The 19248-nt window shown below is 48.5% G+C and carries 14 protein-coding genes; 10 read left to right on the plus strand and 4 right to left on the minus strand.

Translation table 11 applies throughout. The features are described 5' to 3' along the window. Entirely contained in the window at positions 1-780 is a 780-nt protein-coding gene (locus tag ADIS_RS05790; protein ID WP_010853436.1) for a glycerophosphodiester phosphodiesterase, read from the minus strand. A 75-nt stretch (positions 781-855) separates the two neighbouring features. Here ADIS_RS05790 and ADIS_RS05795 point away from each other — a divergent pair, with 75 nt between their 5' ends. After that, positions 856-1749, plus strand: coding sequence for a LamG domain-containing protein (locus tag ADIS_RS05795; RefSeq protein ID WP_010853437.1), 894 nt, complete (start codon positions 856-858; stop codon positions 1747-1749). On the opposite strand, the gene ADIS_RS05800 is transcribed toward ADIS_RS05795, so the two are convergent. Further along, positions 1746-2942: a DUF6807 domain-containing protein gene (locus tag ADIS_RS05800; RefSeq protein WP_010853438.1), complete on the minus strand. Its 1197-nt coding sequence runs from the start codon at positions 2940-2942 to the stop codon at positions 1746-1748. The two genes, ADIS_RS05795 and ADIS_RS05800, sit on opposite strands and share 4 nt — an antisense overlap. Before the next feature lie 162 nt (positions 2943-3104). Between ADIS_RS05800 and ADIS_RS05805 the strand changes: the two genes are divergently transcribed. Next, the gene (locus ADIS_RS05805) at positions 3105-5945 is read left to right on the plus strand and encodes a M16 family metallopeptidase (RefSeq protein ID WP_010853439.1); all 2841 of its coding nucleotides are present in this window, start codon (positions 3105-3107) and stop codon (positions 5943-5945) included. A gap of 51 nt (positions 5946-5996) precedes the next feature. After that, positions 5997-7172, plus strand: coding sequence for a sialidase family protein (locus ADIS_RS05810; protein ID WP_010853440.1), 1176 nt, complete (start codon positions 5997-5999; stop codon positions 7170-7172). A gap of 55 nt (positions 7173-7227) precedes the next feature. Here the strand turns inward: ADIS_RS05810 and ADIS_RS05815 are convergent, their stop codons facing one another. Continuing rightward, the gene (locus tag ADIS_RS05815; protein WP_010853441.1) at positions 7228-7947 is read right to left on the minus strand and encodes an SDR family oxidoreductase; all 720 of its coding nucleotides are present in this window, start codon (positions 7945-7947) and stop codon (positions 7228-7230) included. Positions 7948-8026: 79 nt separating this feature from the next. Beyond that, complete coding sequence (locus ADIS_RS05820) at positions 8027-8305, minus strand: YtxH domain-containing protein (protein WP_010853442.1); 279 nt, start codon at positions 8303-8305, stop codon at positions 8027-8029. Between the two features lie 456 nt (positions 8306-8761). Here ADIS_RS05820 and ADIS_RS05830 point away from each other — a divergent pair, with 456 nt between their 5' ends. The 7 genes from ADIS_RS05830 (at position 8762) to ADIS_RS05860 (ending at position 19204) form a co-directional block, all read left to right on the plus strand. After that, positions 8762-12478, plus strand: a complete 3717-nt coding sequence (locus ADIS_RS05830) for a two-component regulator propeller domain-containing protein (protein WP_010853444.1) — start codon at positions 8762-8764, stop codon at positions 12476-12478. 86 nt (positions 12479-12564) lie between these two features. After that, positions 12565-13458, plus strand: a complete 894-nt coding sequence (locus ADIS_RS05835; RefSeq protein WP_010853445.1) for a helix-turn-helix domain-containing protein — start codon at positions 12565-12567, stop codon at positions 13456-13458. A gap of 154 nt (positions 13459-13612) precedes the next feature. Then, on the plus strand, positions 13613-14995 hold the full coding sequence (locus tag ADIS_RS05840; RefSeq protein WP_035804921.1) for a glycoside hydrolase family 88 protein: 1383 nt from the start codon (positions 13613-13615) through the stop codon (positions 14993-14995). After that, entirely contained in the window at positions 14992-15822 is an 831-nt protein-coding gene (locus ADIS_RS05845; protein ID WP_035804871.1) for a sugar phosphate isomerase/epimerase family protein, read from the plus strand. Before ADIS_RS05840 ends, ADIS_RS05845 begins: the two co-directional genes overlap by 4 nt. A 46-nt stretch (positions 15823-15868) precedes the next feature. Further along, positions 15869-17011 carry a Gfo/Idh/MocA family protein gene (locus ADIS_RS05850; RefSeq protein WP_010853448.1) on the plus strand — a complete coding sequence of 381 codons (1143 nt, stop codon included), beginning with the start codon at positions 15869-15871 and terminating at the stop codon, positions 17009-17011. 1 nt (position 17012) lies between these two features. Continuing rightward, the gene (locus ADIS_RS05855; protein ID WP_035804874.1) at positions 17013-17783 is read left to right on the plus strand and encodes a 3-ketoacyl-ACP reductase; all 771 of its coding nucleotides are present in this window, start codon (positions 17013-17015) and stop codon (positions 17781-17783) included. 167 nt (positions 17784-17950) lie between these two features. Beyond that, entirely contained in the window at positions 17951-19204 is a 1254-nt protein-coding gene (locus ADIS_RS05860) for an MFS transporter (RefSeq protein ID WP_155907176.1), read from the plus strand. Positions 19205-19248 lie beyond the last annotated feature (44 nt).

Consider the following 19248-nt stretch of genomic DNA (forward strand, 5'->3'; position numbering starts at 1 on the left):
TTATTCGTTTACCAACTGGAGTAATAGCTCGGGTTCGTCGGTTGTGATGAAGTCCACCCCTTGTTCGAGCAACCAGCGCATGTCTTCCTCTTTGTTGACCGTCCAAACATTTACGGTTAGGCCCAAGTCCTGGGCTTCTTTTATCCACTGGGGTTTTTCCCGCAACACTTTCAGGTTGTAATCAAAACCCGCATACCCCTCTTGTTTCAATTCCTGGGGACTTTTTTCTCCGGTAAGGTAGGCAACAAGGGCGGTTGGGTCCAGTCGTATCAGCTCGCTTCCGATATTTTTGTCAAAGGTGATATACTCCACCCATTTTTCAGCACCCATTGCTTTCACGGTCTCGATCACTTTTGCCGCGATCTCCCTGCCTCTTTCATCTCCCAATCGCGTAGGCTTCACTTCCATGATCAGTTTGGTTTTGGATTGCTGCATTCCCCTTCGGAGGTATTCTTCCACGGTTGGCAATCGCTCGCCGTTGGGGAGGCGAAGGGATAAAACTTCCTGATAGGTAGCCTCTTCTATAACCAACCCCTCGTAGTCAGCGTCGTGGTTGAGCACGAGCACACCATCCTTCGTCATCCAAACGTCAAATTCAGAACCCATGCAGCCGATTCGAAAGGCCTCTTCAAGGGAAGCAATCGAATTTTGGGGAAGGCCCATTGTCTTCCATGCGCCTCTGTGGGCAATCACTTTGTTCTGTAAAAAGGTGTCTTGTTCGTTTTGGCAGGACATAAGGGCCACGGTTATCAGCGTAATCAGAAAAGATCGAAATTTCATGCGTATGTGTGTACTGGTTTGAGAGACAATGTTCGTTTAATATCGTTACTTTCGCAAAATAACTATTTTATTTTAATGTTAAAGGTTTTGGTGGTTCGTAGGTTTTTGGATATCGCTCTGTGGGCTGTGCTAGTTGGATCATTGCTTTCTGCTTGCAAAGGATCGCTGTCTCCGCTTGAATCCTATCTGTCTGAAACAGAAGGGTTGGTTGCATTCTGGGATTTTTCGGAGGAGGAGGGGAACCCAAGGATGGCGAAGGGTGTGGGGGATTTTCCCCTGCGGGAGATCAACGGGCCAATCCCCCGCGTAGTCGGTGGCCCGGTTTCCGGGTATGCCGCCTATTTATCGGATTCGGCCTATTTTGCGATTCCAAACGAACATACCGGCCGGTTAAACATCCATGGAAAGAATCAGGGGGTTACGGTCATGGCATGGGTCAATTGGGAAGGGGGTACAGGCTTTGTGGGAGGCATGTGGAATGAACATACAGACGGAGGCAGGCGACAGTATGGGCTCTTTGTGCATTTGCCCCATTATAACGGTGGGGACCAGGTCTGTGGGCATATTTCGTTCACGGGAAAACCTACGCCGCCCTTTCCTTATAGTTCCGATTACTCAGCAAGCAGGCAAACACTTAGTAAGGGCAGCTGGCATTTTATCGCGTTTACGTACGATGGTACCCATATACGATCTTACTTGGATGGCGAATTTGAGGAACGGCAGCCGGAATTGATACGAAATACCAAAGGATTCGAGGGTTTGCCAGATGGGTTGGTCCAATCCAAAAATCCCTACTTTTTCCCGGATGGGATGGGTGATAACGGCTCGGATTTTACCGTTGGGGCGGTGGTTCTCAGCCGTGGTATGGGCAATTTTTTTAAGGGCCAACTGGGCGGATTGGCTGTTTATGATCGTGCATTAAGTTCACATGAAATACAGAAAATCAGCAAGTTAATTAATATTAACTAAGGTAATACTTTAATAGATATAGGACGGGTTAGGTCTGCTTCTATACTTGCCAGGATCTTTTCATCTGGAATTCCCTGATGAACGTAGAATCGATACCTTGCTTTAAAGCGTGCGCCAGGTGCTATATGGAAACCACCCTCATACATCGGCGAATAGACCCAATAGGGCATAGTCGGGTGTACCCGGACAATTTGGGGATAACGGAAATTATCGGGATGCCCAAATACGGTTACGCCTGCGGTTTCTCCGCCGATTTCGCCATAGGCGCTGATCCATTTGGCCTTTGTATGGTTGGCACTTTCTTTGGTGTGACCCTCGCTGGTAAGGATTTTCCATTCGTTGGTATAATGAATGGAGTCGACCACATTCCACTCCCTACTTCCCCTAAAACCCATTCCACCATAGTGGTATTCCAATAGGTGCAGGGTGTCTTGACTCGTGTTTATTTGTTCTGAACAAAGGTCAAAAACGAAGAATCCTTCGGTGGGGTAGGTGGTCAGCTCCCAGGTTTCTTCCAATACTTCGCCATGCTTTAAGCTAATATGGCTTTGTTTGACCGCAAAAGACGTACGCCATTTTCCCGGCGAAATAGAAAGCACTTCTTTGTGTTCTACGGTTCCGGTTCCTTGGTGTTGGTTCCAAAAGTCCACCTTTTCTCCTCTGAACATCGTGTTCACCCACGCGTTGAAGATCGCATGCTGATGGACATGCCCGGCAGGGAAGTCATCGGTCAGCACCTGTCCTCCCGGACTGGTCAGGGGATGGATCATTCCATTGCGTTTGTAATAGTCCGGCAGCCCCTCTTTTGGAAATGCCATGGCGGTTTGGTAAAAAAACACCTTGTTTTCTCCATTATTAACCTGGATGCCGGAATCGGTTTCTTCCACGGAAACGCTGCGATCACTGGGAATCGTCCCGGCAAAAAGGTGAAAGACTTGCGTCCCTTTAGGAAGATGGGGCAGTACCGTAGCCAACGACCCTTCGCCGTTCAGCTCAGCGGGATACTTCGAACCGCTTACGGGATCCATCAGAAAAACCGCCTGGGTTCCGTCGACGATGCCGGCAACATCTATATGGATAGGGACTTCAAACCTTTCCACTAGATCCACCTGTATTTCGAATTTTGCCAACGGCTGTTGTTGGCAGGCAAGGAGCCCCAAATAAGCTAGGGGGTATAGGAGAAATTTTCGCATGGTGCCTTCGTTTGGTGGATAAATATCGGTCGGTTATCCACCATTTGCAACATTAATCGGCCAACACGTTTAATTTAACAGGCAAAGAGGGGCACTGATCACCAAAAATGCCTTACTTTGGTTTTTATAAATGAGTTGACACGTTACCGGTTGTTTCGCAAAATGCACATACTACAACGCATACCTAATTTTCTCCTTGCCTTCCTTTTATTTATCGGGTCTTTTGCGAGTCCATTTGGCGTTTTTTCGCAGGTCTCCCTACAGGACACAGTGCCCTTGGATAATCGGGCGATCACAGGCGTTCTGGAAAATGGGTTGACCTATTTTATCCAGCAAAACCCCAAGCCAGAGTCCAAGCTGGAGCTTCGGTTGGTGGTAAATGCCGGATCTGTGTTGGAGGATGAGTCACAACTTGGCCTGGCGCATTTTGTCGAACACATGGCCTTTAACGGCACGGAGCATTTTGAAAAAAACGAGCTCATCAGTTACCTTCAATCCATAGGGGTTTCTTTCGGCGCGGATTTGAACGCCTACACCAGTTTTGACGAAACGGTATACATACTTCCCATCCCCACCGACGATCCGGAAAAGTTGCACAATGGGTTTACGGTTTTGAAGGATTGGGCCGGTGGGCTGTTGTTGGAGGCTGAGGATATCGATGCCGAGAGGAGTATCATCGTGGAAGAGTGGCGTACAGGTCAGGGCGTGGATCAGCGACTTCGGGACCAATACTTACCCTTGCTGCTTTTTGGTAGCCGGTATGCGGAGCGTCTACCTATCGGAGATATGGACATTATCCGCAACGCGCCTTACGAAGATTTAAGGAGGTTTTACCGGGATTGGTACCGTCCGGACAACATGGCAGTGGTAGCTGCAGGAGACGTAGCTCCCGACACCTTGGTTGAACTGATCACTCGGTATTTTGGTAGCCTGAAAAACCCCTCCGATGCTCCGGATCGCGTTTCCTTTGAGGTGCCCGAGCATGAGGAGACGTTGATAACCGTGCTGACGGATGAGGAAGCGCCTGGCATCCAGCTGCAGCTCTTCTACAAGCATAAGCCCAAGCCTACCGTAACCGTAGCGGACTATCGGAACCGTATCATCCGTATTATGTTGGGGGGCATGTTGACCCAGCGCTTGGACGAAATCCGCCAACGCCCCCAAGCTCCCTTTGTTTATGCCGGTGCCCGATTTGGATCCTTTGTGCGGGATTTGGACTTCTTTACCACTTCGGGTGCAGTCACGACCGGAAATACCCTCCGTGGCGTAGAATCCTTCCTGACCGAAAACGAGCGGGTGCTCCGGTATGGTTTCACCGACTCTGAGCTTGATCGGGTGAAGCGCTCCCTTTTGAACAGCGCGGATAGAGGGTTTCAGGAGATGGACAAAATGGAGTCCAGAAACCTGGTTGGCCGTTACGTTTCCCATTTTTTGACAGGTTCCTTTGCAGAGGGAGAGGAGATCCGATATCACCTGTACCAAGCGTTGGTTCCTGCCATTTCCTTGGAAGACGTCAACGCCATGGCACAAACGCTGATTAGGGAGGAAAACCGCGTCCTTATTGTAACGGCACCCGAAGCAGACCGCAGCGATCTCCCCTCGGAGGAAGAACTCAGGTTATTGTTTGAAAAAGTAAAGGCTTTACCCTTAGAACCATACGACGAGGAAGTATTTCCCGAGGTGTTGATGTCTACGCTCCCCTCGCCGGGAAGAGTGGTGGAAATGACCGTCAACGATGAAGTGCAAGTTACTACCGTAACGCTGAGTAACGGTATGCGGGTTTCTTTTAAACCTACCGACTACAAGAATGATGAGATCATTTTTACCGGGATGGGGAGAGGAGGCGCCTCGCTTTATCCGGATGAGGATCACTATGCGGCCAGTTATGCTAGTGTCATGGTTAATGTGATGGGCATAGGAGACTTTAGTCCAACAGCTCTTCGAAAAGTGTTGACCGGCAAAAATGTGTCTGTGACACCGAACCTATCCACCTATGGAGAAACCATATCGGGAGGCACCTCTCCTCGGGACTTGGAGTTGGCCCTTCAACTGGTGCACCTGTATTTTACCGCTCCCCGGTTAGATAGGGAGTTATTCGATGTGTATATCGAAAATCAACGAAACCAGCTGGAAACGGCACAGTCCAATCCTGATTTTCAGTTTAACAAGCGCGTAAGCGAGATCGTAAACCAAGGTAATCTGCGTGCCATGGGTATTTATGATCCGGAGCAGTTGGATCTGATTGACCTGGAGCGGGGTTTGGAGATCTACCGGGAGCGTTTTGCGAATGCGGCAAACTTTGAATTTTTGTTCACAGGGAATCTGGACCTGGAACAGGTAATTCCACTGATTGAGTTATACCTGGGTAGCCTACCGGGTGATGGTACCCGGCGGGATGAGTACCGGGATTTGGGTATCCGAATACCCCGTGGGATACAGGAACGCATAGAAGTGGGCCGTGATGACAAAAGCCAGGTAATCATGTATTTCAGTGGTCCCGCAGCGTATGATCTTGACAAAAACCAGCAGGTATCGTACCTTGGTGAGATCCTCACGATCCGGCTTATTGAAACCCTCCGAGAGGAGATCGGGGGGGTGTATGGGGTAGGGGCAAGAGGGGCCCTTTCCCGGGTGCCGGACGAATCCTTCAGCTTTTCGATTTCTTTTCCTTGTAGTCCCGATAACGTAGACATGCTGATTGATGTGGTTTGGGAAGAGATCAAAAAAATCCAGGAAAACGGACCGGAAGAAAAAGATCTTCTCAAGGTGCGGGAATCAAAGCGGATAAGTTTGGATGAGAATATGAAGAGAAATGGATTTTGGCACAGTCAATTACAGGCCGCCATTTCCTCGGATATGCCACTGGAGACGATTTTGGGTGCACGAGACCGGGTGGTTGGCGTGACGTCGGATCAAGTTAAAACCATTGCAAATACCTTCCTACAGCGGGAGAATCTACTGGAGATAAGAAGATATCCCCTGCCAGTCGAACGAAGCGAATAACCTGTAGCATCCTTTCGGGCCAACAGCAGTAAATAAACCCATTGTATTCCTATGAAAATAAATCCCCTAACCGTACTGATCGTTTGTGTTCTGTTATCGTTTATGCCCCTACTCGATGCAAGGGCATCCAACCCCATTCTCTGGGAACGGGATCTTTTTGTAAATGGGTCCCATGGCTATCACACCTTTCGTATTCCTTCGTTGGTTGTGACATCCAAAGGGACTGTTTTGGCTTTTGCAGAGGGAAGAAAGCACGGTACCTCGGATACGGGAGACATCGACCTGGTCATGCGTAGGTCAACCGATGGGGGAGAGACCTGGGGACCTTTGGTTGTCGTCTGGGATGACGGCGAGCATGTATGTGGCAACCCAGCACCGGTGGTAGACCACGAAACGGGGAAGGTTTGGTTATTGCTTACCTGGAATCGGGGCGACGACCATGAACGGGATATCATTGCCAAGCGGGCGAAAGATACCCGCAGGGTGTTTGTAAGCAGCAGCGATGACGACGGATTGACTTGGTCTGCTCCCGAAGATATCACGGCGGTAGCCAAGCATCCTTCCTGGGGCTGGTATGCGACCGGACCGGGCATGGGTGTACAGCTTAGCCAAGGGCCCTACAGGGGCAGACTGGTGGTGCCCGCCAACCATAGCTACGATGAGCCCACCGGTACGCTGTCCGGCGGGGGATTTGAATACGGTGCACACAGTATATTTAGCGATGACCATGGCAAAACCTGGCAGTTGGGTGGGGTCATCCAACCCAAAATGAATGAAAGCCAACTGGTAGAGTTATACGATGAAGCGGGCACGTTACTCATTAATATGCGGTCTTATTATGGAAAGAACAGAAGGGCCCAGTCAAAAAGTCGGGATGGGGGAATAACATGGAGTGAGGCTGTCCACCTAGAGGATCTAATAGAACCGGTCTGCCAGGCAGCTTTGATACGCTACGATGGAAAGGCTCATGGGGCATCGCCAATTCTCCTCTTTTCAAATCCGGCAAGCACGAAAAGGGAGCACATGGAGGTCAAGGTAAGCAAGGACCATGGCAATACTTGGGAAACCTGGGTTACCCTTTACAACGGGCCCTCGGCCTATTCGGCACTGGCCGTATTTCCCTCAGGGGAGGTATTGTGTTTGTATGAAAAAGGCGAAAACAGTCCCTACGAGCAAATCAGTCTGGTTAAACTTGGACCGTTGGCCTTTGAAAAAAATAAACCTTAGCCGAAATGATCAGGGCTAAGGTTTATCTACGGGGAATTTATTCCCCAAATTGTCCCTATTTGGCCGGGGTTTGGCTTGGTCGAACTTCAATCTTGCTTGGAAGCGTACGGGGATCCAGCTTAAAGAGGGAAACCACCATTTCGCCAATATCCTCTATTTGGATTTTCCATGCGTCTTTTTCGTTCACCTCATGGTTGTTGAATCCGGTAGCTACCGAGCCCGGCATGATGGTGCTGACCCGAACGCCCTCCTGCCTTAAGTCCAGCATTATGGCCTGTGAGAATCCGGTCAGTCCAAATTTACTGGCATTATAGGCTGATCCGCCTGCAAAAAAGTTGGTGCCCGCCAAGCTGGATATGGTAAGGAAGAACCCTTTGGTAGCCTTTAGCGCATCTACACTGGCTTTGATCCCATAAAATACACCGGTGAGGTTGGTGTCTATCGTTTCATGCCACTGTTCTGGGGTTAGTTCCTGAATGGGTGCGAAGTGCCCTATGCCGGCGTTGGCAACAAAAAAGTCGAGCTTGCCCCATTCTTTTTGTATGGCTGCAACCGCTGCTTTTTGCGCTTCAAAATCCCTCACATCAACCTCCAACGCCATTACCTGCCCATCTACTCCAGCAGCTTCTATTTTCTTAGCGGCTTCCTTTGCACGGTCCAACGACCTGCTGCTAATGGCTACATTTACCCCTTCTTTGGCAAGGGCCATTGCGATCCCAAAGCCGATGCCGGTATTTCCTCCGGTAATAAATGCAGTCTTGTTTTTAAGCGACATATGAAATGTTTGGTTTTACGTGATAAAAAATGGTCAATGGAAAATACCCATTGACCATGCTGAATGGAATCCGGTTGGATTATTTTACCTTGTCTTTTGCCTGAGCAATCAACTCGCTGCTTTTTGACTTGGTCTCCTCTGCCACTTTCGAAATTTCCTTGTTGAATTTGTCAAACTTGTCGGAAAATCCTTTCAAAAGGCTGTCGAGCTGCTTGTTGAAATCGCTCAGGTAGGCTTCACCCTTTTTTGACAGTTTCTTACGGGTATCAACCCCTTTTTCTGGTGCAATTAACATTCCTATCTGAATGCCGACAGCAATACCTGCGAGGGCTCCGAACAATACTTTAGCTGATTTCATACGTTTTTACGATTTAAGGTTAGAAATAAAATATCAAAAACTGCATGGTAGAAAACCCTACCAAAATCATTGGTCGCAACTTCCATACCAAACTGATACTAATTTAATCAACAACACGATTGGGATATGAATAATTCGGGATTTTCCGGGTTTATGGGCATCTCTCCAAACAAATTACCTGTACTACCAATTGAGCATCTTTCTATGATCTACATTACCTGGTTGGTCTGCTACTTTCACCCGTATTATGCGGATCGCCTGCACGTATACAAAAAACCAAGGATCCAATTGCCCAAAATGGTAACGAATCGGTAATAAATAGATACGGAGAATACACTATCTTTGTTTTTACCTGCACCTTTATTACCAACCAACCATGAAGCCGAGCCAGCCACAGGTGGACAGCCACTGCATAAACAATACGCAGTGGTACGCCTTCAAAAAATGTGAGATTTCATGCGACCATTAAGAATCATTCCTGGACACATGCGATGTTTCGCCCTTTCGTTTTGCCTTTGTTTGGTGGCGTTGGTGGGGGGTGCCCAAAATATCAAGTTCAAGACCTACACCGTTGAACATGGGCTTTCCAACAATTCAGTAAATCGAATCATCAACGATCCGTCAGGGGGGCTTTGGATTGCCACATGGGATGGGCTGAATTTTTTTGACGGGAAGTCCTTTCAGGTGTTTAAGCACGATCCCCGAAATAGCCTTTCCTTAGCCGGGAATTACATCTATGATCTTTTCACGGATCAATCCGGCACCCTGTGGGTAAAGTCGTCGTTGACCACTGTGAGCAAGCAGACCGCTTTTGGGGAGTTTGAAAACTATTCTTTTGAGCAGGAGGTTGATGAGTTTGGTTTGAATCGGGACCAAATGGTTGCATTAAGGGTTGGAGGCATCCATTACATCTATGCCGATGGCCGGTTTGTAAAGGGGCGGGAATCGGATCGGGTTCAGTCTGGCAAAATATCTTATGGAAAGGTAATCCAAAAGCACTTTCCTGGTATACAGTTGAAAGATCAACTCAGGGATAATCAGGGAAACCTATGGTTTGCCTCTACGACCACCGGACTTTTCATATTGCCATTTAACGAAGATGATGGGGATCAGGGAAGTTTTCACAACTATACCGTAGATGCATCAGACCCCTACAGCCTGCGCAGTAATGAAGTATATGCACTTCATGAGGATGTATTTGGCAATGTTTGGTTGGGCCTAAAGGACGGTGGCTTAAGCATGGCCTATAAAAACTCACGAAGTATCAATTCCATTTCTCCCCATTCAAAGCGATTCAGTGAGCTGCCATTAGAAACCATCCGGGCTATTCACCAAGATAAAGCAGGCAACCTTTTACTGGGTTTTTACAACTCCGGCGTGTATCGGTACGATAAAAACAAAGGGAAATTCATGGAGCTTGCCATCGAGCCGGCCCGGTCGAATTCCGATTGGAAACGCATCCGCAGTCTTTTTCGTGACAGTCAGGGTTCTGTTTGGATAGGAACCTATGCCGGATTGGTGAGAGTTACCGACAGCGGGGCGATGCACTATTTCCCAGGAGAGGGAACGCCCCATCTCATGAGCGGCCGAAATTACGATATTGTTGAGGATCCGGAGGAAAACAGCCTTTGGGTAGCCTGTTGGGGAGGGCTTTCCAAATTCAGTTTGGAATCACAACGTTTTGTCCCTTTTGAGGGCCAGGAAAAACTAAAGAGTTACCATATCCGCAAAATAGTCAGGAGCAATGACGCGCTATGGCTGGCAACGGAAAACAACGGAGTGATCCGGTTTAGAGGAGCAGCGCTGGAGTTTTTGACCTATGCCCAGGGCCTTCTTGATAATAGTGTGTACTCTTTGTTGCCCGATAATAAGACAGGCGACCTTTGGATTGGTACTTTAGGGGGAATAACCATTTACCGTCCGGGGGTAGGAATTCTCCGACAGATTACGGAGAAGAGTGGGCTTTTTAGCCAATTGGCCTACGGTCTGCTGGCCGGCGACAAACACGTGTGGGTAAGCACTACAAAGGGAATAGCGGCTATTGACAGGGAGACCTTTGAAGTGACCGTACTACCGCCGGAGGAAGGCTGGCAGTCCGGGGAGTTTTCGGAAGGGGCCTACTACAAAAATGAGCGCGGAACGCTGTTTTTTGCAGGTGTAAAGGGGTTGAATTATTTCCACCCGAAAGCCCTTGACCTGAGCTTTGACCCACCAAAAATCCAGCTGCGTACGGTTAAGAATCCGCCAGGTACCGAGATTAAATATCCAAGCAGTATCAAGGCGGATGTGCAGGCCATCCAATTCACGGCAAATCCCTATAACCGTATTGTTTATAAGTTGGAACCGCTGGAGACCGAGTGGAAGACGGTTGATCCCACCTATACCATTCGGTATGAAAATGTCCCTCCGGGAAGTTACAGGCTGTTGGCAAAAAACGAATCGGATACCGCAGGCCTGCAGGTAGCTTCCCTATCCGTGGACATTCCCATGCCGTTTTGGAAGTCGCCGTTCTTTTGGACACTTCTGATATGTACTGTTTTTTTGTTGTTTATCCAATGGCGGCACTTGCACAACAGGAGGCAGCGCGTAAAGCTCCAGTCGCTGATAGATGAACGTACGAAAACCATCGAGGAACAAAAGAAAAAGCTTATGGAGATCAACGCCTCTTTGGATCGAAAAAACCGGGAGATCAGCGTGCAGAAGTCGCAGCTTTTGGAGTATCATAACCAGCAAAAAAATCCGGATTTTGAGATAGAAAAGTTTAAAAAATTCGTGCTAAACCAGTTTGGGCCTCCACTTGCCCATATCAAGAAGGATATCGATATGGGGAGATTGGGCCAAAAAGAAGTACAGGAAGATGTTTCTACCCATATCAACGCGTTGATCCGAGAGCTTAGGGATTGGGAGAAGTTATCGGTATTGGATCATTTGGAGGAATCAACGGCGTCCCTGACCGTGCTATCGAGTTTATATGAAAGCCTCACACACGAACTTCGGGGACAGCTCCTAGCCAGGCAGATCCAACTAACCTATGACTACCAGCTCGGCGATGAATGGGTGAGCATGGATGTATTGCGCGTCAAGCTTTTTTTTCACTGCCTGTTCCGAGAGCTTATCAAGTTTATGGAGAAACACTCTCAACTGACCATCAAGGCCTCGGTTTCCGACCAAATCGTCTGTATACAGACGCGATCGAATAGCAATATTTTAACGGCGAATTTTCAGCAGATCATGGATGGCAGCCTCTACATGCGAAGTGCCCAGCGGATTTTGGCTGATTTAGGCGGGAGGATGGAGTTTTCCTCGGAGGGTTCTGTTTCCCTACAGGTCTGCATTCCCTTTGTATTCGCCGAAAATCCCCATGGGACCCTGACCTGGGAAAGTATGGAAATGGAAGACCGGGTCGTTTTGGACCGGTTCAATGTAGTCATTTTGGGAAATCGATTTGAAACGGACGGTATGGTCAAACTGATTGGCCACGATAAGGTAAACCTGATCGAAGAGGAAAACCCACTGAAATTAGTATCCTTGGTGCAACATACTGCCATAGATGCGTTGATTTTGTATAACGTAAAGATCAGCCAGCCGCTGTTGGATCTGATGCAGTCGGTAAAGGAATCCAACGAAAGTAACGTGGCCTTACCCGTGCTTTATTTTTACGAACTACTGGAATATGGACTACAGGAAAAGCTCGCCGATCTTGGGGTAGGAACATTCATTCAGTTGCCCTCCAGCGTGGAATATATTAAAAAGAAGCTTCATGGCCTTATTCAAGCACGGAGACGCTATCTGGAAGAGCGAAAACAACATTCGCTCATCCCAATGTCGGATGAAAACTCCCAAGATGACCATTTGACTCCCAACGAGCGATTGATACGGGAGGCACTCCGCATTATCAAACAACAATATGCTGATCCAAATTTCAGGGTAGAATCGCTCAGCTCTACGTTGGGTATTTCCAAAATCAAATGTTACCGGCTGTTCAAAGAAGTGTTGGATACCTCCCCCTCTGATATGATCATCAAATTGCGCCTACAAAAGGCAGAGCAGCTCCTCCAAAAAAAGAAGATGAATATCTCAGAAGTGGGATTTGAATGCGGGTTCAACGATCCGAAGTATTTCAGCAAATTGTTCAAAAAGCACTACGGTGCGTCGCCTCGTGGATTTGCCTAATATGCTTGGTGGTTTCTAGCGTCCCATTGTGTATTTTTGGTGCAGAAGAGCCCTGAATGCTTTTCATATACCCATAAAGTACAACAATGGAACCCATAAAGACCTATGAAATGCCTCGTACGCCTGAAAAACAAGCTTTTCAGTTGTATGAAGTACAGGGTAAAACCATTGCCAATCCCCACTACCCCCATGAGACCGACCGACCCCACCGGCACAAGTATTATGAGGTGTGCGTTTTCGTGACAGGGGCGGGGAAGCATGAAATAGACTTTAATACCCATCAGATACAGCCCAATAGTATCCACTTTCTTTCTCCTGGTCAGGTTCACCTGATTTCCCGTGAGGAGGATTACCACGGGTACCTGATGGTTTTTTCGAAGGAGTTTTATTCCCTTGACACCTTCCACGAGGACCTCCTTTTCCAACTTGCTTTTTTCAACAATCCCCACCGGGTACCCATCCTTAATCTGGATGCGGGAAATTTTGGAGAACTACTTGATCTCATTGGCTTGATGGGAAGGGAATTACAGCAAAAAGGAGCCTATCACAACGGGATATTACGTAGTTATTTGCAGGTTTTCCTTCTTAAGTGCCAACAGCATTACGTTGATTTTTTTGCGGAAAAGCAAAAGATGGGCGATCCGCATTATGCATTGGCGCAGCAGTTTCAGACACTGGTCGAGCAGCAGTTCAAGCGGCAACATCTGGTGCAGTATTATGCAGACCATCTCGCGTTGTCGCCCGCGTTGCTGAACAAGTACGTAAAGAAAATTACCGGTACCACAGCGGGTGACCTGATAATCGAAAGGTTGATTTTGCAGGCGAAGCGGTACCTTATTTATACGGACCTTACGAACAAGGAAATTGCCTATCAGCTGAATTATGCGGATCCCTCGTATTTTAGCCGGATTTTCAAAAAGAAAACCGGCCTGAGCCCTTCCGAGTTCAGGCAGGCAGAGAACGAAAAGTACCAGAAATAGACTGTAAAATACCTTTATTTTGGCTGTTTTGCAAGCTACCTTTATATCGAAATCAGAAAAGTACACACTCCTGGGTGCATCTGATTCGGTTGAAAATTTGGATTTAACTCCCTTTTATATTCTCTTAAAAAAGAAAACATACTTCCAACGCAAAATGATAAAAATTGATTTTGAACTTAAGCCCAACGACCTAAAAGGTTTATTGGAGAAATTCTGGCAGTTATCTGGCGAGAAGATCGAAGCGATCGAGCGCGATTACCCTCAAGATAAGGGTTCGCCGGTCTTTACCGTAAACGGAAAGTACGATACCCGGGGCTGGACCGAGTGGACCCAGGGGTTTCAATTTGGATCTTCGATCCTTCAGTTTGACGCAACGGGCGAAGAGCGCTTTTTGGCCTCCGGAAAGGAAAGGACGCTAAAGCTCATGGCGCCCCATATCAGCCATACCGGTGTACACGATCACGGATTCAACAACGTAAGTACCTATGGGAATTTACTTCGCCTGATGGTAGAAGGGAAAATTCCATTCAACGAATGGGAAAAGAATTTCTATGAGCTTGCCTTAAAAATATCCGGAGCGGTTCAGGCTAGCCGTTGGACGCCCATCAAAGACGGAGGTTATATTTACTCGTTTAACGGGCCCCATTCGCTGTTCGTGGACACCATACGTACGGTACGTATATTAATGCTAAGCCACAGTTTGGGCCATGTCCTCCAGCAGGAAAACGACGTGCGGGTCAACCTGCTCGTTCGGGGATTGCAACACGCAAAGGCAACCGCCGATTATTCCGTTTTCTACGGTGCCGGAAGGGATAGCTACGATCTATGGGGCAGAACAGCCCATGAGAGTGTATTTAACACAAACGACGGCAACTTCCGATGCCCCAACGCACAGCAGGGCTATACGGGATTCTCTACCTGGACCCGAGGGCTGGCCTGGGCGATGTGTGGATTTGCCGAGGAACTGGAATACATTGATGGGCTCAGTGATGAGAATTTGGGTGCCTATGGGTCGCGAAAAGATATTGAGGCATTTATGCTCAAGGCAGCACAGGCTACCTGCGATTTTTACATAGAACACACACCGGTCGACGGGGTTCCTTACTGGGATACAGGGGCTCCCAATTTACATCGTTTGGGAGATTACCTTTCCAGGGCCGCTGACCCGTACAATGCCTTTGAACCCGTGGACAGCTCTGCGGCAGCAATCGGCGCACAGGGTCTTCTGCGTTTAGGTAAGTTGTTTCAACAGCGCGGGGATCAAGAAAAAGGCACGAAGTATTGGCAGGCCGGATTAACGGTGTTGCGGACCTTGCTTCAGGAGCCTTACCTCTCCACCAATCCAAACCATCAGGGCATACTGCTCCATTCCATCTACCATCAGCCAAATGGATGGGATAATGTGCCATCCGGAAGGAAAATTGCCTGCGAGGAATCCAGCATGTGGGGCGACTATCACGCAAGGGAACTGGCTCTATATGTGACCCGGGTAATCAGCGACGAGCCGTACTACACCTTTTTTAATTGCCTGTCATGAGTGTAGCGCCGATTGTTGATCTACGTAAATTGTGCATCCACACGATTACCACTAAACCCTGGAGTTTGGAGGAGTCGGGAGAACGATACGAAGCGGCTGGAGTGAAGGGTATTTCCGTTTGGCGGCAATACCTGGAGGGCCGAAACATCGCCCAGGCGGGAGAAAGGCTTAGAAATCACGGGTTGGAAATAGTTTCCTTGGTTCGTGGGGGTTTTTTTCCCTCGACCTCCGCTGCGCAGCGTCAAATAGCGATCGATGATAACCTTAAAGCGGTGGATGAAGCTGCTGCTCTGGGAGCAGAGATGATCGTTTTGGTGTGTGGCGCGGATCCGGGGCAGTCTCTGACGGTGTCCCGAAAACAGATACAGGAGGGGATAGAACGGGTTTTGCCCTATGCCATCGCAAATAACGTGAAGCTGGCCATCGAGCCGTTGCATCCCATGTATGCAGATACCCGGTCGGCAGTCAATACCCTGGAGCAGGCCAACGACATGGCAGAGTCGATAGGTTCTGATTTTGTGGGCATCGCCGCTGACGTCTACCATCTTTGGTGGGATCCGCATCTGGAACAGGAGATCAAACGGTGCGGAGCCAATGGGAATCTGTTGGCGTTTCACATCTGCGATTGGGTCAGTCCGACCGTGGACATGCTCAATGACCGTGGTTTGATGGGAGAGGGGTGCATCCCGATCCAACAGATCCGGGGATGGGTAGAAGAAGCCGGATTCAGGGGATTCAATGAAGTTGAAATTTTCTCTGATCGACATTGGGCCGGAGACCAAGATGAATTCCTGCAAAAAATCGTAGCAAGCTACAAAAGCTGTTAATCGATTTTGCTTTAATCAATAAACTACAATAACAAAAAACAGTAAAATGGAACATAAGATAGGCATTATCATGAATGGGGTGACCGGAAGAATGGGCACCAACCAGCATTTAATGAGGAGTATAGTCGCGATCATCCAGCAGGGTGGGGTGAAATTGGGCAATGGCGACACCATCATGCCCGATCCGGTTTTGGTGGGCAGAAACCAGGCCAAATTGGATGAGTTGAGCAAAATGTCGGGCGTCACCAAAACGACCACCGATTTGGACTCCGTAATGAATGATCCCTACTACACGGTGTATTTTGATGCGCAAACAACCGGACGAAGGGCAGATGCCGTGAAACAGGCGGTGAAAGCCGGGAAGCATGTCTATTGTGAGAAACCCGTGTCCGTTGACACCCAAACTGCTTTAGATCTCTTCGAGCTTTGTGAGGAAGCGGGGGTAAAGCATGGGGTGGTACAGGATAAATTATGGTTGCCAGGCCTTCGTAAACTGAAGCGACTGATAGAAAACGACTTCTTTGGGGAGATTTTATCTGTCAGGGGCGAGTTCGGGTACTGGGTATTTGAAGGGCACTCGGTTCCCGCGCAGCGGCCTTCCTGGAACTACCGAAAAGAGGATGACGGAGGTATCATCGTCGACATGCTTTGTCACTGGAGGTATGTGTTGGATAATATTTTCGGAAAGGTCAAGGCGGTTTCCTGTCTCGGTGCCACGCACATCAAGGAACGTATAGACGAATCCGGTAAGCCATATACTTGTACCGCGGATGACGCTGCTTACGCTACCTTTGAACTGGAGGGGGATGTGATAGCCCATTTCAATTCTTCTTGGACGGTGAGAGTTAGGCGTGATGATTTGCTGACACTACAGGTTGATGGCACGAAGGGCTCTGCGGTGGCAGGACTGCGTGAGTGCTATATCCAGCATTACGGTAATACGCCAAAGCCTGTTTGGAACCCTGATATTGTGCAGCCCATTGATTTTTATGGAGGATGGTCTAAGGTACCCGAGCAGGAGCATTTCGATAATGCCTTTAAGGTACAATGGGAATTGTTTCTGAAGCATGTGGTATTGGACGAGCCTTTCCCATGGAATATGAAGGAGGGAGCCAAAGGCATCCAACTCGCGGAAAAGGGCCTGGAGAGTTGGGAAAAGAGATGTTGGGTAGATATTCCGGAGCTTTAACATGAAAAGAGTAGCATTGGTAACAGGTGGATCCCGGGGCATAGGCCTTGGGATCGCCAAATGCTTGGCAAAGAACGGTTTTGACCTTGCCATCAACGGTATGCGGGCAGAGGAAGACACAGCGGACAGCTTAAACGAACTTAGGTGTCTTGGGGCGTCGGTGGTATATTGCCGCGGTGACGTGGGAGATCAGGTGCAGCGCCAAGAGATACTTGCTAAGATCAAGGCGGAATATGGCAGGCTAAATGTCCTCGTCAATAATGCAGGCGTTGCTCCGAAGGAGCGGAAGGATATTTTGGAGGCTTCGGAGGAGAGTTTTGATTATGTCCTGAAAACCAACCTTAATTCAGCTTATTTTCTTTCCCAAGCTGCGGCCAACTGGATGATTTCCCAGAAGGCCGAAAACCCGGATTTTGAGGGATGCCTGATCAATGTATCCTCCATTTCAGCGACCATCGCATCAGTGAACAGGGGAGAATACTGCATAGCAAAGGCAGGAATGAGCATGGCTACACAACTCTTTGCCGTGCGGCTTGGTGAGTATAATATTCCGGTTTACGAAGTCCGTCCGGGAATTATCGCTACCGACATGACTTCCGGTGTTAAAGAAAAATACGACCGCCTTCTCGCAAACGGTCTTTGCGTTCAGTCCCGTTGGGGCCTACCTGAGGACGTAGGGTTGGCCGTGGCCTCATTGGCCAAAGGTGACTTCCCTTATTCCACCGGACAGGTAGTCATGGTCGATGGGGGATTGAGCCTCCCTAGACTCTGAGTATAAATCGAACCTAGCGGATCCTCCAATAGGTTCGATTTATCATTTTTGATTTACTTCGGTATTGGTTCCCTTAATCTAAAATAAATGACCTCCCATACCGCAAATTATTAGTGGAAAAGCGATATTATTACCATTTTGAAACAAACCCCAATCAACCCAAAAAAATGAACGCACACTCCCAAGCCTCCGAAATAGAGAACGCAGCGTCCCAAAGCTCGCAGACGTATGTCATTGTTACTGCCTTTCTTGCCCTTTTTGCAATCGTCGGGTTTGGCTATTACGGCCTTCCCTTCTTTTTTGATTTTATTATGGAGGAGCGAAGCTGGTCACGGGCCACCGTCACCTCCGGCAATGCTGTTGGAAAACTTATTGTTGCGCCCCTGTTTGGATTTTTGGCAGGCTGGATGATCGATAAATACGGTCCCCGAAAGCTTATGATGACCGGAGCCTTTATGTTGGCGACCGCATTCATTGGCTTGGCATTTTCAAGTTCGTTGGAGATGTTTTACGTTTTCTATGTATTCAATGCGCTGGGCTATGTATTTGGGGGCCCACTTCCTTGTCAGGTGTTGATTTCCAGGTGGTTTGATAAGAACCGAGGAAAGGCCATGGGCATAGCCTACTTGGGCATCGGTGCCGGTGGCGCGGTTGTACCGCTCATAGCCGCAAAGCTGGAGAGTATTTTCGACTGGCATATTGCCCTGGCTTCACTGGGGATTTTGGCTTTTTTTATCATCTTTCCGATCTCCTATTTCATCAAAGATTCCCCCTCTAAGCGCATTGAGCAAAAAGCCCAAATAAAAGGCACACCGATAAAAGAAATCCTTAGAAACCGCAATTTCTATCTCCTCGCGTTGGGCAGCATGTGCTCCATAGGTGTTGTAGGAGGCATTGGCCAGCATATCAAGTTGTATTTGAGTGACCTGAACTATACGCAGGCCGAGGCTGCACGGGTGATGTCTTTTGTGTTGCTTTCCAGTTTGGTGGGCCGTGTACTTATGGGCTGGCTGGCAGACTTGATCAACAGAAAGTATGTGATGTTGATGATCTATCTGATTGTGGCATTGGCGATCCCCTTGCTTTTGATGCCGGAGTTTACCGGACGGATCTACATTTTTGCGGTAATTTTCGGGATTGGCCTAGGCGGTGACTACATGATTATTCCATTGATGGCGGGCGATCTATTTGGACTGAAAGCCCTGGGCCGTACCATGGGCATTATCCTGGTAGCGGATGGGGTAGCCGAATCGGTTTTCCCGGTAATCTTAGGTTGGCTGTACAATGAGGAAACGCAGAGCTACGCGCTGGGCTTTTCAATCCTAATCGCCGTGGCATTATTGGGAGCGGTATTTATTGCCTTTCTTCCCAAGCCAAATCAGCACAAAGGAATGGAAGGAATGGTTGAAAGCGGAGATTAAGAGTCGTTCGCCAGCTTGGCATGAAAAAAGCCGGTTGGGGCAAG

The organism is Lunatimonas lonarensis, assembly GCF_000390185.1.
GTDB classification, from domain to species: Bacteria; Bacteroidota; Bacteroidia; order Cytophagales; family Cyclobacteriaceae; genus Lunatimonas; species Lunatimonas lonarensis.